At 28.2% G+C, this 16,812-nt stretch carries 10 protein-coding genes and 2 tRNA genes; 7 read left to right on the forward strand and 5 right to left on the reverse strand.

Annotated elements, in window-relative coordinates; translation table 4 throughout:
• The first annotated feature begins 147 nt into the window (after positions 1-147).
• Positions 148-357 carry a 50S ribosomal protein L31 gene (gene rpmE / locus ACWXVO_RS02565; RefSeq protein WP_438340297.1) on the forward strand — a complete coding sequence of 70 codons (210 nt, stop codon included), beginning with the start codon at positions 148-150 and terminating at the stop codon, positions 355-357.
• Positions 358-418: 61 nt separating this feature from the next.
• Here the strand turns inward: rpmE and ACWXVO_RS02570 are convergent, their stop codons facing one another.
• The 3 genes from ACWXVO_RS02570 to ileS all read right to left on the reverse strand — a co-directional run bounded on the left by ACWXVO_RS02570 (position 419) and on the right by ileS (position 3,987).
• Positions 419-658 carry a hypothetical protein gene (locus tag ACWXVO_RS02570; RefSeq protein ID WP_444704768.1) on the reverse strand — a complete coding sequence of 80 codons (240 nt, stop codon included), beginning with the start codon at positions 656-658 and terminating at the stop codon, positions 419-421.
• A gap of 82 nt (positions 659-740) precedes the next feature.
• Positions 741-1,325, reverse strand: a complete 585-nt coding sequence (locus ACWXVO_RS02575; RefSeq protein ID WP_456002429.1) for a signal peptidase II — start codon at positions 1,323-1,325, stop codon at positions 741-743.
• On the reverse strand, positions 1,312-3,987 hold the full coding sequence (ileS, locus tag ACWXVO_RS02580; RefSeq protein ID WP_456002432.1) for an isoleucine--tRNA ligase: 2,676 nt from the start codon (positions 3,985-3,987) through the stop codon (positions 1,312-1,314). The genes ACWXVO_RS02575 and ileS overlap by 14 nt, the downstream gene beginning before the upstream one ends.
• Positions 3,988-4,136: 149 nt before the next feature.
• Here ileS and leuS point away from each other — a divergent pair, with 149 nt between their 5' ends.
• The 4 genes from leuS (at position 4,137) to ACWXVO_RS02600 (ending at position 15,076) form a co-directional block, all read left to right on the forward strand.
• The gene (gene leuS, locus ACWXVO_RS02585; protein WP_456002435.1) at positions 4,137-6,542 is read left to right on the forward strand and encodes a leucine--tRNA ligase; all 2,406 of its coding nucleotides are present in this window, start codon (positions 4,137-4,139) and stop codon (positions 6,540-6,542) included.
• Between the two features lie 537 nt (positions 6,543-7,079).
• Complete coding sequence (locus ACWXVO_RS02590) at positions 7,080-8,360, forward strand: hypothetical protein (RefSeq protein WP_456002438.1); 1,281 nt, start codon at positions 7,080-7,082, stop codon at positions 8,358-8,360.
• Between the two features lie 352 nt (positions 8,361-8,712).
• Positions 8,713-10,368, forward strand: coding sequence for a hypothetical protein (locus ACWXVO_RS02595; RefSeq protein ID WP_456002441.1), 1,656 nt, complete (start codon positions 8,713-8,715; stop codon positions 10,366-10,368).
• Positions 10,369-10,690: 322 nt separating this feature from the next.
• Positions 10,691-15,076, forward strand: coding sequence for a hypothetical protein (locus ACWXVO_RS02600; RefSeq protein ID WP_456002444.1), 4,386 nt, complete (start codon positions 10,691-10,693; stop codon positions 15,074-15,076).
• A gap of 141 nt (positions 15,077-15,217) precedes the next feature.
• Here ACWXVO_RS02600 and ACWXVO_RS02605 read toward each other — a convergent pair.
• Both ACWXVO_RS02605 and ACWXVO_RS02610 read right to left on the reverse strand, forming a co-directional pair.
• Positions 15,218-15,292 (reverse strand) — tRNA-Gln (locus ACWXVO_RS02605).
• A 3-nt stretch (positions 15,293-15,295) separates the two neighbouring features.
• A tRNA-Tyr gene (locus tag ACWXVO_RS02610) sits at positions 15,296-15,379 on the reverse strand.
• Positions 15,380-15,601: 222 nt separating this feature from the next.
• Here ACWXVO_RS02610 and rpsJ point away from each other — a divergent pair.
• Positions 15,602-15,949, forward strand: coding sequence for a 30S ribosomal protein S10 (gene rpsJ / locus ACWXVO_RS02615; RefSeq protein ID WP_455966487.1), 348 nt, complete (start codon positions 15,602-15,604; stop codon positions 15,947-15,949).
• A 72-nt stretch (positions 15,950-16,021) separates the two neighbouring features.
• Positions 16,022-16,810: a 50S ribosomal protein L3 gene (rplC, locus tag ACWXVO_RS02620; RefSeq protein ID WP_455966486.1), complete on the forward strand. Its 789-nt coding sequence runs from the start codon at positions 16,022-16,024 to the stop codon at positions 16,808-16,810.
• The last annotated feature ends 2 nt before the right edge of the window (positions 16,811-16,812 follow it).

Genomic DNA, 16,812 nt, shown 5'->3' on the forward strand with positions numbered 1-16,812 from the left:
TAATTAAACAAATTCAAAATATCGGTGGCTCATTTTTCACGCTAATTAATGAAATGAAAAAATATTAATGAGTAAAAATAACGCTTTTATGTTATAATTTTTGCTAGTTAATTAACTTCAATAAATAATATATAAGGAGCATATTCTATGAAAAAGGAAATTCATCCAAAATATTCTGAAATTCATGCAACATGTTCATCGTGTAGCACAGATTTTATTTTTGGTTCAACCGCTGAAAAAGTATCTTTAGATGTTTGCTCTAATTGTCATGCATTCTACACCGGAAATCGTACAGACGTTAAGGCACGTGGTCGTGTAGAAAGATTTAACAAGATATTAGAAAAATCAAAAAAATAAGTACTTATTTCAAAAAAGAAGATTAATAATAAAAAACTAGGAAAGTTTCCTAGTTTTTTATTTACAAGCAGTAATGAAAGCCAACATTGAAGCCAATGTTATTATCAGTGTCTTCCCATTTTGCATTGAAATCTTTGGTTTTAATTTCGCCCTTTGAAGAATTTACTGATCTTATTAGACCTACGGTGGAGCTTATTGCTGAGGTGATTATTGGAATTGCTCCTAATATAGAAGTAATTAAGGCTGATATAGCAAATCCGCCAGCAATTTCATCACATTCTTTTTCACTTAATTTTTTCATTTTTCCTCCCTATAAATTTTTAATTTATAAACCTGGAAATATAACAAATATATGAAAAAAGAGCGAAAAAAATAAGGTTTAGTTAAACCTTATTTTCGTCTTTTGTTAGTTTGTTCTTTTTATAATGTTTTATTCAATTTATGGTTACAATTGATAAAACCACACTTATTGCTCCTAAGACTAATCAAATATCAGCAAAATTTAAAACTCCTTGGTTTGCTCACGGAAAATTCATAATATCTCTTACGCCACCGAATATAAATCTATCAATCATATTACCCATAGATCCAGCACTTACTAAGCCAAGAAAAATAGTTATGCATATTGAATGTTTTTCTCTAACAAAAGTTACGCCTCATAGTGAACCTAAAATAATGGCAAAACTAAATGTGTGCAAGACTGGCAAATTGCTTTCAAAAAAACCTAACGTAGTGCCAGCGTGAAAAACTGATTTAAAGATTATAAATTTGTTGCCGATTTCATAGTCTAGATCTGGAGATAAAATGCTTTTATCTTTTCATCTAAAAATATATTCCTTTGTAAGTTGGTCTATTAATAAGAAAATAAATAATGCTCCCAAAAAAATTGCTATGTTAACAAGAATGAATTTTCAATTTGTTTTTCAATATTCTTTTGAAAAGTATTTTTCCTTTTTATTTTCTTGCATCAATAACCTCCTCGCATCTAAAGCAAATTTCATTTTTAAAACTAAATTGATCTTTTTCAAAGTGATTTCAACATCTTAGACATTTATATGATTCGCGTTTTTCAACCTTCATTTCGTTTCCGATGGTTAATTTAGCAATCATTAGTAATTTAGCTAGTGGTAATGATTTTATGAATTCTGATTTAGTTGTAATAGTTACAAATGCCTCGTTTTGTCTCTTAATTTCTTGCAATTTAATCTTTTCTTCAATTAATCTATAAACCTCGTCCTTTAGATCAAAAAATTCTTGTCATTTATCGCTTAGCTTTGTTGAAAAAGTTTTATTTAGATTTCATTTTAATAAGTGTACAGATTCTTGCTTATTAGGTTCGTTATAATATTGATAAACTTCCTCCATAGTTGTTGGAAGTATAGGAGCAAGTATTTGCAATAAAGTTTTAATGGTTTTGGCAAAAACGGTTTGAACTTGTCTTCTTTCATAGTTATCTTGTTTATTTAGATATAAAATATCTTTTGTAATTGTGATGTAGTAAGAACTTAAATCAATGATAAAATTATTTACTTCTTTAATAACATTTACAAATTTATAATTTTCATAAAAAGATAGAATTTTTGCTTCCAAGTTATTTATTTTTTCAAACATTAATGCATGAATAGATTCAAGACTAACATAATTAAAATCAAAGTCAAATAGTGCTCCTAGCATAAATTTGATTGTATTTCTTAATTTACGATAAATTTCGACATTTTGTTCCAAAATCTTATTATCAATTGTAATATCGGCCGTGTATTCAGAGTTTGCAGCTCATAATCTTAAAATATCTGAACCATATTTTTTTACTATTTCTAGCGGGTCAACTGTATTTCCTAATGATTTAGACATCTTGCGCCCCTTGCCATCGAGGGTAAAACCATGCGATAGAAATGACTTAAAGGGACTTTTATTTCTTCAAGCAACCGAATTTATCATTGAGCTATTAAATCAACCGCGATATTGGTCTGAACCTTCAAGATATAAGTCAAATGGTGCCTCAATAGCAGCTGGTTTAACGCCTAGTGAAGTTGATCCTGAATCAAATCAAACATCCATAATATCATTTTCCTTAGTGTATCCAAGTTTTTGATATTTTTCAGGTAATAATTCGTCCGCTGTTTTTTCATATCATATGTTTGAGCCATGTTTTTCTATAAGATTTATGACATAGTCAAATATTTCTTCTTCCAATATTGGATTTTTGTTTTTGTCATAAAAAACAATAATAGGAACACCTCAACTTCGTTGTCTTGAAATACATCAAGTATCGCGATTTTCAAGCATTAATTCAAGACGGTTTTTTGATCACTCGTTATATGTTTTAACATTATTTATTTCATTTAGAATTTTATCTTTAATCTTTTTAACGGATACAAATCACTGAGGAGTGGCGCGATACATAATTGGAAGATGGGTTCTTCAATCATGAGGATATGAGTGTTTTATCTTTTTGAATCCAAGCAATAAATTATTTTCCTCTAAGAAATTACCAATTAATGGATTAGCATCATCATAGAAAATGTTCTTAAATTGAAGTGCTTTTTCATTTAATGTCCCATCATCATTGACGTGCATAATTTTTTCAAGGTTGTTTTTATTTCCAATAATAAAATCATCTTCGCCAAATAAAGGCGCCATATGGACTAATCCTGACCCATTTTCAAGTGTAACATGGTGTCCCTCAACGACTGGACAAATTAGTTTATTAATTGGACTTTCGTATTTTATTTCTAATAAGTCTTTACCTTTGAAACTGCTTCCAATAATTTCATATTTTTCTCATTTACATTGTTGAGCAACTGATTCAACTAGGCCTTCGGCTAAAATGTAAGTAGTATTATTAACTTTTATTTTGATGTATTCAAATTCTGAATTGATAGCTACACCTGAATTTGCAATTAATGTTCACGGAGTAGTTGTTCATATAATTAGTTTTTCATCCTTACAAACAATATTATTGCCTTTTGTAATCTTAAAGGCAACAAATATTGATGGTGAAATATGGTCTGCGTATTCAACTTCAGCCTCTGCTAGGGCAGATTGTGAAGAAGGCGATCAATATATTGGTTTTAGGTCCTTGTATATCAAACCATCAAATAGCATTTTTTTAAAAAGTCTTAATTGTTGTGCTTCAAATCTTTTATCTAAAGTAACATAAATTTCTTTAAAATCAGTTAGCAATGAAAGCTTTTTAAATTGTTCCATTTGTTTTGCAACCTGACTTAGGGCATATTCTTCACATGCTCTTCTTAGTTCCACAACTGAAAAATCTTTTGCAGTCATTTTTCGCTCTACTAACATTTTGTGTTCAATAGGAAGCCCGTGAGTATCTCAACCGGGTGTAAATGGAGCATAAAAGCCTTGCATATTTTTGAATCGTACAATTATGTCCTTAAGGATTTTATTTAACGCATGACCAACATGAATATTCCCATTCCCATATGGAGGTCCATCATGCAAAACAAATGTTTTATTCCCTTTGTTGGAAGCTAAAATTTTTTGATATAGTTGTTCATCTTCTCATTTTTTTTGGAAGATAATTTCCTTATCAGCAAGATTTGCTTTCATTGAGAATTCTGTTTGAGGCATTAATAATGTGTCTTTATAATCTTTACTTTCTTCAGCCATATTTTTTCCTTTATTGTTTTGTTGTATTACAGTTAAAAATAATATATTAAATTTTACAATAATTTATATAAAAACAGTGCTAATGTTTTTTGCAAGAAATTAAACAACATTATATTTATAAAAAAAGATATTAATGTAAAATTAATAACATGTATAACCATAAACTAATAGAAAAAAAATGACAAGATTTTTGAGAACAAAATAGATCATTTAAGACAACAAAAAAAAGCAATAAAAAGGCCTATATTCTTGATATGTTCCCATATCCTTCGGGGTCTGGTTTACATGTTGGACATCTTGAAGGCTATACTGCAACAGATATAATTTCACGTTACAAAAGATTAAACGGATTTGATGTATTGCATCCAATTGGCTGAGATGCTTTTGGGTTACCTGCTGAGCAATATGCAATTAAGACCGGAAACCACCCAGCCCCCTTCACAATAAAAAATATTAATAACTTTCGTAGACAATTAAAACTAATGGGATTTTCATATGATTATGATAAAGAAATTAATACTACTGATCCCAAGTTTTATATTTGAACTCAATGAATTTTTAAGGAATTATATAAGCATGGACTTGCTTCAATTGAGGAAATTGACGTTAATTGATGCGAAGGATTGGGCACAGTATTGGCCAACGAAGAAATTATTGAAATTAACGGGCAAAAAGTTTCGGAGCGCGGTAATTTTCCTGTCGTCAAGAAGCCGATGAAGCAATGAGTCCTAAAGATCACTAAATATGCTGATAAACTCCTAGAGGGATTGGATAGCCTTGATTGACCCGAAAGTTTAAAATTATTACAAAAAAATTGAATCGGAAAATCACAAGGTCATATTGTTAGATGAAATCTTAAAAATTCAAAGAAAAATATTGCAACTTTCACAACCAGATTAGATACTATCTATGGTGTTTCATCGATTATTATTAGTCCTGAGCATCCATTGCTTTTAGAAATTTGTACAGATGAATATAAGAAATTAATTATCGATTATATAAATATAACAAAAACAAAAAACGACCTTGAAAGAACGCAACTTAATAAAGACAAGACAGGCTTGTTCACCGGTGCATATGTTAGTCATCCCCTAACAAATGAAAATATTCCGGTTTGAGTTTCTGATTATGTTTTAATGAGTTATGGCGAAGGAGCAATAATGTCTGTTCCTGCTCATGATGCCAGGGATTATGAGTTTGCAAGAAAATATAATCTAACTATTAAACAAGTATTAGAAGCGGAGAAGTTACCGTTTGTTGATGATTCTAAACATATTAATTCTGATATCGCAAACGGCCTTAAAAAAGCACAAGCAACAGAAGTTATTTATCATAAATTAAATGCGATGGGCGTCGTTGATAATAAAACTAATTTTAAATTGAGAGATTGAGTATTTTCACGTCAACGATATTGGGGCGAACCGTTTCCGGTTTTATTTGATGAAAATAATAAAATTTATTTAGTTGATAATTTAGTAAAACTTCCTGAGGTTAATAATATTAAAGCATCAGGCTCAACAGAAGGACCGCTTTCCAACATTAAGGATTGATTATATGTTGAAGTTGATAATAAGATATATCGACATGATACTAATGTAATGCCCCAATGAGCGGGGTCTAGTTGATATTTCCTGGCCTATATTTTAAAAAATGATGACGGAACATATTTACCGCTTGATAGTCAAGAAGCAAAGGAGAGATTTAATCAATGGTTGCCAGTGGATTTATACATTGGCGGCCAAGAGCATGCCGTATTACACTTATTATATGCTAGATTTTGACATAGATTTTTATATGATTTAGGCATTGTCAATACCAAGGAACCATTTCAAAAGTTAATAAACCAAGGTTTAATTTTAGGACCAGATGGACAAAAAATGTCAAAATCTCTTGGCAATGTCATCAATCCTGATGGTCTAGTTGAATCACATGGTGCTGATGCCCTAAGGTTATATGAGATGTTTATGGGCCCCTTAACTGAGTCAAAGTCATGAAATACAGATTCTCTCAACGGAATTAGAAAATGACTCGATAGAATTTATCTTATTGTTGATAAATTAAGAAAAAACATTGATACAACTGATGAAAATCAGGAACTTGATAGCAATATTAATCAACTTATTTTGGATATTAGTGAAAATATTGAAAAATATAAGTTTAATATAGCAATAAGCAAGTTTATGGTCTTTATTAATTTTCTTGCGAATATTGAAAAAATTAATTCATTAGAAATTATGAAAAACTTTGCTATTTTATTTTCACCTTTCGCTCCTCATATAGCAGAAGAATTTTTGGAAATGATTGGTGAAAAATCGATATTTTACCAAAAATGGCCAATTGCCAAAACTAATTTAATTATTGAAAAAAATCCGCAAATTGGTGTACAAATTAACGGAAAGTTGCGTGGTCAGTTAGAAATTCGACCAATTTGGAATAATGATGAAATTGTTACGCAGGCAATGCAGCTTGATTCAATTAAGAAATGATTAAAAGACAAGCAAGTGATTAAAGTTATTTATATTGAAAATAAAATATTGAACATTCTAATTAAATAAAGAAATTTAGATAATAACCAAAAATAAGAATACATTAGGCAAAATAAAATAATTAGACTCAAGTCACAAATAATGATTTGAGTTTTTTATTATTTTATTTCGTGTATCAATTATTATAAATGCCTCTAGTGAAACAAAAAATAAGTATAATCAAGGCGATAACATATATTATTAAAGTATATATTTTTTAAAAATGAAATATCGGTTAAAAAATTCTTAAATATTAATATATAAACTATTTATTTTATGTTTAATTTAAGCTTAATTTGTGACTTTCGTTTTTTTATTAATATGTATTAATGAATTATTTATGTTTTTATTTGCATTGGTTTACGACAGTATAAAACTTTAGTTTTTTTAAGCCTAAAATTAGAAATATTGTACAAAAATTAAGTGATGGAAAAAAATGTATAGTAAGTTAAATTAGCCATAAATTTTTAATTTAAAATATGATTTTCTTTAAAAAAAGCGCTATTTTTTTTTTTTTTTTTGGTTGGTCATATAATTATAAAAAATACTAAATTGAAAGGAAAAAAAATGAAAAAAAGCAAATTACTTTTTTTAGGATTTTTGCCTGTTTTGGCAACACCAATTATTGCTCTATCATGTGCAAATCCCGCTAAACCAGAAGAACCAAAAAAACCAATTGAACCAAGCAAGCCAGAAAAACCAGCTGAACCAAAGAAACCAGAAACTCCAAATGAAGATAAAAATCAAGAGTTTGGCAATAATACCAAAATTGTTTATGAAGATTTAAAGAAACATCATTCAAAAGAAGTTCTTACAGACTTAATAAAACAAAATAAACCAATTAAGGATCTATTAATTAAAAATGCAATTAAACTAGACTCAGTTGATTCAATCAATACTAACAATAATCTTATAAATAATATAAAAAATGAAGCACCAAAAATTGAAATTGATTTTAGTGACCCAACTAATGAAGAAATTAAGAATGTAATTGATAATTTTTATTACAAGAATTTATATAAACATTATGATAGATCAAAAGAAGGCAAGCAAGGTTTTGATTTTTTATTAAACAATGATAAAGGAATAGTTTTGTTTCCAAATGAACCAGAACACAATGTTCCTTGAGATGAAGATGATGAACCTTTTATAATAACAAGTGATCAAAAAATAAATGCATTATTCGAAGTTTTTAGTGGTAAAAAATTGCCATTTACTCAGGAAAAAAAAGATACTTTATTAAGAGATTTAAAGAAGGATACAAAAAATCATAAAGAATTAGAAGATGAAATAAGTGCTAAATTTAGTGGTTTTGTTGAATCTGAAATTAAGAAGGTTAAAAATTTTTTTGAAGATGTTTTGGAAATTCAAATAGAAGAAATTGAAGATCAAATTTATGATTATTTCAATATGATAAATCGTCCAATTGACGACACAACAACTCTTTGAGATGTTGAGCAACGAGCTAATTTAGTTAAAGAGTATATCAAACAAGTTCAAACTTTAGAAAAAACATATTCACAATATAAAGATTTTGGAAATACATTTATTACCTCTGATGGAAAAGTAATAAAGGAATCTGATTTATCTAATATTGGTATTACTTATCCTAAGGAAGAACTTATTAAATATCGTGAACAATCCTTTAGAGAATTGCGAGAAAAAATTCAATTTAAGGTATATATATTAAATCCATATGAATCGTTTTATACTAGACCATATGATACCGTTGAAAAAATGCACAATTTTATCAATAAGATAATTGATGAACAGCAAAAAAGGCTAAAAAAGCTAAAAGAAGATTCAAAAACTATTGATTTCAGCTTAGATCCCATCCTAAAAAAATAAATATTTAAAATAAAAAAATTTAATAAAGGTGTTAAATTCACCTTTTTTATTTTTTTAAAATCGCGACTATAAACCTTTTTAATGAAGGTTATTTATTTGCTAAAAATAAATATATGTATGAATTTATAGACATAATTGTTAATTTATTAGTTAAAATATTTCATATATTCAATGGTTATTAAAGAATTTTTAACCTTTTTATCAATATATATATATATATATATATATAATTATCATATAAGATCCACCCGTAAATAAACTTATGGTTTAAAATCTTGACTAAAATTTATCTAGTTTAATTTAATATGTGGTGAAATATAATCCATTTTTTATTCATTGAAGAGTTATTTTTATGAGAAGAACTAAAAAAAATAAATTAGGAATATACCTTGCGATTGCATCAGGGCTGGTAGTTACTGCTGGAGCAACATTAACTTATGTTTCACTAGTTAATAAAAATCAAAATTTATTAAATAATAGGATTTCGATCATTAAACAGAAGGAACAAGAGATTGAAGTTACAAAGAAAATACTAATAAAAGCACAGCACACATTAAATAACACTAAAATTAAACAAAAAGATTTAATTAAAAATCTTGATTTAACTAATCAAGAAATGGGTGAATTATCTAGCAAAGATTTTAGTCTTAATCAAACTATAAAACAATTTAAGAATGAAATTAGTAATTTAGATATAAAACTTGCAAATACCTCACTACAACTTGAAAAATCTAAGAAGTTATTAGATCAAACTACTCAAAATAGATTAAATGTAGCATCTGAATTAGAACAAATAAAGAAAAGAATTAAGCAAAAAGAAAACGATATATTCTTAAAACAGGAAGCCATAACAAAAAATGAACTAGCAAAGCAAGAATCTGATAAACAATTAGTTATAGCTAGCGAAAAATTAAAAAACATGAATGAACAACTTATAAAGGCAGTTAATGAGCACATTGCTGCTAGGGAAACGGCAGCAGAGTTTAGTCGTTATATAAAATTTGTTCTCAGACCTAAACATGAAAAAGTACACGAGCAATTTGCTGAAAAAGAAAAGGAATTGGAAAAAGTTCAAAAAGAATATGAATCATTAAAGCAAGATTTAGATCATATAAATGAAAGGAAATCCGAATTAGAGGAACGATTAACTTGATATATAGAGGATACTAACAAACGAAAATCTGAGTATGATAAAATTAATAATCAATTAAACGAAGCGCTAAAAGATAAAAATAAAGATGTTGATGAAATAAAGGAGTTAGTTTCTGAGGCACAAGATTATTACCATTATTTTATGAGTGAAAAGGAAAATAAGGATAATGTTGAACACCAATTATCGAATCAAATTCCTGAACAAATTAGTGATTTAAATGAAAAAATTTCTTCTGTAGCTAAAAAATTAGAAGACACTGAAAAGCAAGTTCGTATTGCTTATGAAGCCTTTCGAGCTTCGTTTGATGAATATAATAATAAGATTGGTACTAAAAACATAAATAATCAAAAAAAGGTTGCTGAAACTTATAAAGAGCTAACAAAGGCTAGAGAAAATTACAATTATGCCTTAAATAACTTTCAAGCCGCAAACATTTTAGTAGAGCGCAGAACCCAAAAATTTAATCAAGTAAAACAAGAATATATAGATTTATTTAAAGAAAAAGAAACATTAGAATCTAACAAAGCGAAACTTGAAGAAGTTCTAGAAATTGCAAATAAAAAAGAACAAATTATGAACTCAAAAAATCTTAATAAGATTGACAGTGAATATAAAGATTTAAATAAACAAAAAGAAATGTTAATACAAAAATATCAAAATGCTAAAAATGAATTAGCTTCGTTGTTTAAGCAAAAAGAGTCGTTTAAACAGCAAATTATAGATATTCAAGCAAGTGTTGAAAATACGGATAAGGCAATTTCATTTTTGGCGATGGATGTATTATCAAAAGCAAAAATATTAGAGCACAAAATTAAGGAATTAGAACAAATAAAAAATAAGCTATCAGTTATTTAAAAATCTATAATAATTAATGAAGTTTATCAATATGAAAACAAAAAATGTTTTAACAAAAAATATCTTGTTATATTTCAAGATGTTTTTTTGTTTTCTAAAACATAAAAATTTTATGATAAACATAGGAAATAAATTAATAGAATACTTTCAATAAACAACTGCCTTCTTGATAGTAAAATCACTAGAAAAAGCTAAAAAGCGCCCTGTTTTAGACGATATTCGTTCATATATATATATATATATATATAATTTGAGATTATTAGTATGCTAAAAACTAATAAATAGAATCAATTAATAAAAATGTTTAGGGCGGTATTTAATAATGAGAAGAAGTAAGGGTGCATTAGCATTGTGTTTAGGATTGTCAACAGGGCTGGTGGTCGCAGGTATTTCAGCATTTATCTATGCACGTTATAACAAGAATAAATCAATTGCACAAAAAACAGAAGATATATCTAAATATAACATAATTATTTCGCAAAAACAAAAGCAGTTAAAAGAAGCTAAAAAAGCATTGCTATATATCAAAAAAGAACAAAAAAATTCTAAAAATAAGTTTGCAGAAATAATGAAAAATATCGAGAATCTTGAAGCAAAAAATAGTGAGTCTAGGATTAAGTTAGAAGAAATCAAAAATGAACAAATAAAGCTAGAAGCGGAATTTGCGAGTTTAATAAAAGCATATGATGAAGCTAAAAAGGAATTAGAAAAAGCAAAACAAGAACATAAAAAAATTCAATCAAATTTTGATTTTGCAAATAAGATTTTTATTGAAAAATCAGAAAAATTGTTATCAAAAAATAGCGAATTAGAAAAAGCTAAAAAAATATTGGCTGATGCTAAAACAGATAATGAATATGCCAAAAAATCAATTTCAAATATCGAAAGTGATATTAATAAAAAAAGTATGGAATTGAGCAACAAGCAACAAGCTAAAGATAAAATATCGCATGATCTTGAAGTAGCTAAACAAAAAGAAAAACAGGCATCAGAATTACTTAAACAAGCAGAACAAGATTTTGATCTAAAAAATAATGCCTTGCAAACATTAAAGAACGAGTTAGAAGGTTTAAAAAAACAACAAAATTCAGCAGAAGCTAGCTATAGCCAAGCTAAGAAAAAAATGGATTTTTTAAATGCCGAAGTTATAGAAAAAGAAAAACTCTTAGATCAAGCTAAAGAACAATTACAATTAAAAAGTGAAGATGTTAATTTAAAACAACAAGCTCTTGATATTGCAACCAGAGAATTAAATGAGGCAAGCGCCATAAAAGAAGAGGCTTCAAATAAATTAAAAAAGGTACAACAAGCATTACAACAAAGTAGTGATAATTTAGTACAAAAATCTCGCGAGGTAGATCTAGCATTAAGAGCTGTTGAAGAAGCCAAAAAAGAAAAAAATAATGCTCAAACTAAACTAAATAAAACCAAAGAAACACTAGAAGAAAAAGAAAATGATTTAAAAGCTAAAAATGAAGCTAAGCAACAAAAACTTGAAGAAAAACAAGATGCTGAATTACAAAAGAAAAAATTATCTGATGCTTATGATGATTCTGTTTTAAAAGAAGCCGAATTGCAAAGAGAACTAGAATCAAAAAAAGATGAATTGAAATTATTATCAGAACAACATACTGAATTAAGTAACAAAACTAAAGAAGTTGAACAAGAAATTCAAAATATATCAAATGAAATAACCTCATTAACACAAAAGCTTAAAGATGCAAAAAAAGTTTTAGAAACAAAGCAACAAAAACTAAAAGAATTAGAAAATGCTTTGCCCAATGCGAATAGGGAATTAGGACAAGCTAGAAATAAAGAAACAGAAGTAATAAAAAACCAAAAAGAAGCTGATCAAAAATTGCAAAATGCGCAAAATGATTTGCAAACAAAGAATAGCGAAAAAGCGGTTGCTGAATCTGAATTACAAAAGGCTAAAGATAAAGAAAAAGAATTAAAAACTGAATTAGATAATAAGAATAGCGAGTTAGCTTCGAAACAAGAAATTAAAAATAAGGCAAATGTTGAAAAGCAAGAAGCAGAAGGAAAACAATCTCAAATTGAACAGAAAATCTCAAGTCTTGAAGAAGATTTTGCCAAAAAGAGCGAGAAGGAACAAAATGCTGCAAGAGATTATCAGCAAGCCGAGGAAGCATTTCAACAAGCGCAACAAACATTATTAGAGGAACAAAGAAAAAGTGATGAACTTAGAGAAAAAACAGAAAAAGCAACAGAAGAAAAAGATAAAAATAATACTGAATTAAGACAATTAAGAAGTGAAAAAGAGAAAATAGATCAGCAACTTAAAAAAAATCAAGAAGACTTAGAAAGACAAAACCAGAAATTAAACGAAAAAAGGGATAAATTGTCTAATTTAGAAGGTGAAGTTTCATTAATTAAGCAAGTAATAGACGAAAAAAAAGAAGAAATTGTTGAAGAAAGCAAAAACTACTATAGCCCTCTCATCGGTGATTATTATAGTTATGAAGAGCTAGAAAAAATCGTAAAACTCTTTCAAATTTATAACTTTGACGATAGTGATTTTATCTGACTGTATGATCTTGCTAGAAGAGAATATGATGATATAAAAGGAAAATATCCAGATATTTTTGAGTTTGCCCAACCTTATTTAGATGAATGAAGAAATCTTGGTCAATCCACGGTTGAAGTAACCGCAGAAGATTGGGTAGAAATATATAAAGGAGTTTCAAAATTGTTTGTTGAAATTCATAAAAAGCAAGATGAGGTGGCTAAAAAACAAAAAGAAATTGAAACAACTAAACAAGAACTTGCGCAAAATCAACAAGACATTGATAGAATAAATGATGAAAATAAACAATTAAATCAAAGGCTTGCCAACTCTAAATTTGACGAAAAAATAATTGCCAAACAAAGAGAATTTGATGATGCAAATAAAAAATATGATGAACTTAATAAACAATATGTGGCAACATTTAAAACAATCGATGCAGCTAAGAAAAGCTTAAAGACTAAGGAAGAATTTAAGAATAATTTAATGTCGCAAAAAGAACAAGCTATCTCCGAAAAAGCAATGGCTGAGCAAAAACTTGCGGAAGCTAAAAAGCAATTAGAAACTGCCAAGCAAGAAGTTGCAAATAAAGATAAATTATTGCAAAAAGCAAATCAAGATTTTTCACATACTGAAGAAGTAAAAAATAGCGCTGAAATGAAGTATAATCAAGCACAATCTGATTTGTTAAAAAAACAAAAACTCTTAGAAACCAAGGTTAGCGAAGTAGAAACTGCCACGCAAAATGAAACTAGATTGCAACAAGAAAAAAATAAAGCTGATCAAAAATTAGAACAAGCTCGAAAAGATGTTCAAACCAAGAATACTGAATTGCAAACGAAGCAAGAACAGCTAAAAAAAGCGCAACAAGAATTCGAAGCAGCAAAACTTGCAGAGCAAGAAGCGCAAAAATCCTTAGATAATGCTAATGAAAAAAAGAACAATAAACTTGCCGAAGAAAATGAATTGCAATCGCAAACACAAAGTAAATTAAAAGAAAAAACTAATAAAGAAGAAGAAATTAAAAATGCTGAATCTAATCTTAGCCAATTACAAAAACAAAAAGAAATAAATAATAGCAAGCTTGAAGCCCAAACACAAAAAATAAATGAGTTAACTAGTGATCTAAATCGCTTAACAAATGAAGTAGAAAAAGTCAAACAAGAACTAAATGAAGCAAAAAATAGCAATGATCAAGCAATGGCTGAATATGAAGAAAAACTTGCAAATGAATCATTAAAAATAAAAGAATTAGACCAAAAGAAAAAGCTAAAACAAGAAGTTGAAAATCAAAATCAAAATGATCTCAGAAATAAAGAAGAAACTCAAAAAATATTAGAAGGCGCTAACAAGGAATTTATATCAAAACAAGAAATTAAGGATCAAAAAACAAAAGATTTAGAAGAGTCTAAAAAAATAGAAAAAAGCGTGCAACAAGCAGAAGCAAGGGCACAACAGGATTTAGATGTTTCATTAGAAAAGCAAGATAAGGCTTATGAATTGTTTGAATATGCTAAGATAGAATTAAATAATAAAAATAAAGAAGTACAATGAAAACAAGAAGCTTATAATAATCAAGAAAAACTATTTATTGATGCTAAAGAAAAGAAAAATAATGCTAGCAAAAGCTTAAAAAACGCAAAGCAAAAGGTTGCAGAGGATGGTAATAATTTAAACACTAAGATTGTTGAAATTGAAGAAGTTGAAAAATTACTAAATGAATTAGAAGCAAATAAGAAACAAGTATTACAAAGACTTGAATTAGCAAATAAGAATGTAGTTGAAAAAACAAAATTATTTAGTTCTATTGAAAATGAAAAAAATCTAGTCCTACAACAAAAGCATGCTTCAGAATTTGCTAAATTAGGTCTCGAAAAGCAACTTAATAAATCTGAGAAAAATCTCGAATCTAATAAACAAAGTCTTTCAAATAAAAATGAAGAATTAAAGAAGAATAAGCATCAACTTCAAGAAATAATAAGCCAAGCTAATGATATTAGTGAGGAAATTAGTAATATCAATAATATCATTCAAAAAGAGTTGAAAAATAAAGAAAATGTAGGCCAAACTCTAAGCACTACAAATAAAGAACTTGCCAAGAAAAAGAAAGAAATTTCAGATTTAATAGACGAGATAAATAAATTAAAGCAAATATTATCTAACCTTAGTGAATCTAAATAAAAATAAATATAATATGCCGTTACAAAAAAGCTTTTACCTATATAAAGAGGTTTGAGCTTTTTGTTTTGTTTAAATAAAAAAACTCAAGTTAAAATACTTGAGTTTACTAGTCATGTTTGATTAAATAATCAACTAATGATATGGCTGCCCTTGTTAGATTCGAACTAACGGATGGCGGTACCAAAAACCGCTGCCTTTCCACTTGGCTAAAGGGCAAAATGGTGGAGGGGGAGGGATTCGAACCCCCGAACCGTGAGGAAGTGGGTTACAGCCACCCGCGTTTGGCCGCTTCGCTACCCCTCCAATTTACATTAGCAAGTTAAATTATATTATAAAAAAAATTATTTGTTAAAAAATAAAAAATAAATTCATTATCTTGTTGCCCAGTTTCTAGTGTTTTATATAAAAAAAGTTTAAAAAAATTACAAAAAAAATGTTTTTGGTATAATAAATTAGCAACTATGCAAAGAAGCATAAGGTTACGATATACCGAGCTTAGTTGTTCATCTTGGTTATCGAGAACTTATGCGGAGTGCTTCATATAATGAAGAAGGAGAACAAACAATGGCAAAATTAGAAATTAAAATCAAAGCCTTTGAAGCTAGTTTAGTAGATGATGCTGCTAAAAAGGTTATACTTCTAGCGAAAGCTGAGAAGGCTATGGTAAGTGGTCCAATTCCTCTACCTACAAGAAAAGAAATTGTTACCATTTTAAGATCTGTTCATGTTAACAAAAAATCTCGTGAACAATTCGAAAGCAGAACTCATAAACGTCTAATTGTTTTGTCAAATGTTAGCGAAACACTAATTGATAAAGCAAAAAGACTTGAATTGCCTGCTGGTGTTCAAATTAGCGTTAAATCTGTAGCATAATACAGATATTATTTTTTTTAAAATATATACGTATATGTGGCACCGATTTTTTAAAAAAATGAAAGGATAAAAATGAAAGGAATCTTAGGAAGAAAAGTTGGAATGACTCAACTATTCACTAGCGAAGGTAAGTTAATACCTGTAACTATTGTTGAAGTTAAACCAAATGTTGTTACCAAAATTTTAACCGAAGAAAAAAACGGTTATATTGCAACACAACTTAGTTTAGAAGATAAGAAAAAATCTCAAATTAAGAAACCTGAAGTAAATTATTTCAAACAAGCAAATACAACACCTAAGCGATTCGTAAAAGAAATCCGTAATATGGCCGGATTTAACTTAGGTGAAACATTAGATGCCTCAATTTTTGAAGGCGGAGATGTGGTTGATGTTACGGCTATTTCAAAAGGAAAAGGTTTTGCCGGAACCATTAAGAGATGAAACCAACATATTGGTCCTAAATCACATGGTGGTGGTGGTGGTTCGCAACCTATAAGACAAACCGGTTCTATTGGTGATATATCTGGTAATAGAGTTTGAAAAGGTATGACAATGCCTGGTCACCTTGGAGCTGAACAAGTTACAATTCAAAATTTAGAAATTGTAAAAACTGAAGCAGAAAATAACTTATTAATTATTAAAGGCAGTGTTCCTGGAGCAAAAGGCGCTTTGTTAGTTATTAAAAATGCTAAGAAATCAGTTCAAAAGAAAGCTGAAATTAAATTAGTTAATTTAAAAGAAACATTAGCAAAGAATGAAATTTTTGAACAAGCTAAGAAATATAATCTTGAATTAAATATGGATATGTCATTAAACGAAATGAAGAAAGCTCTTGAAGAAGCTACAGAAGGGGATAAATAATT

The sequence above is a fragment of the Mycoplasma sp. 1890 genome (assembly GCF_053851615.1).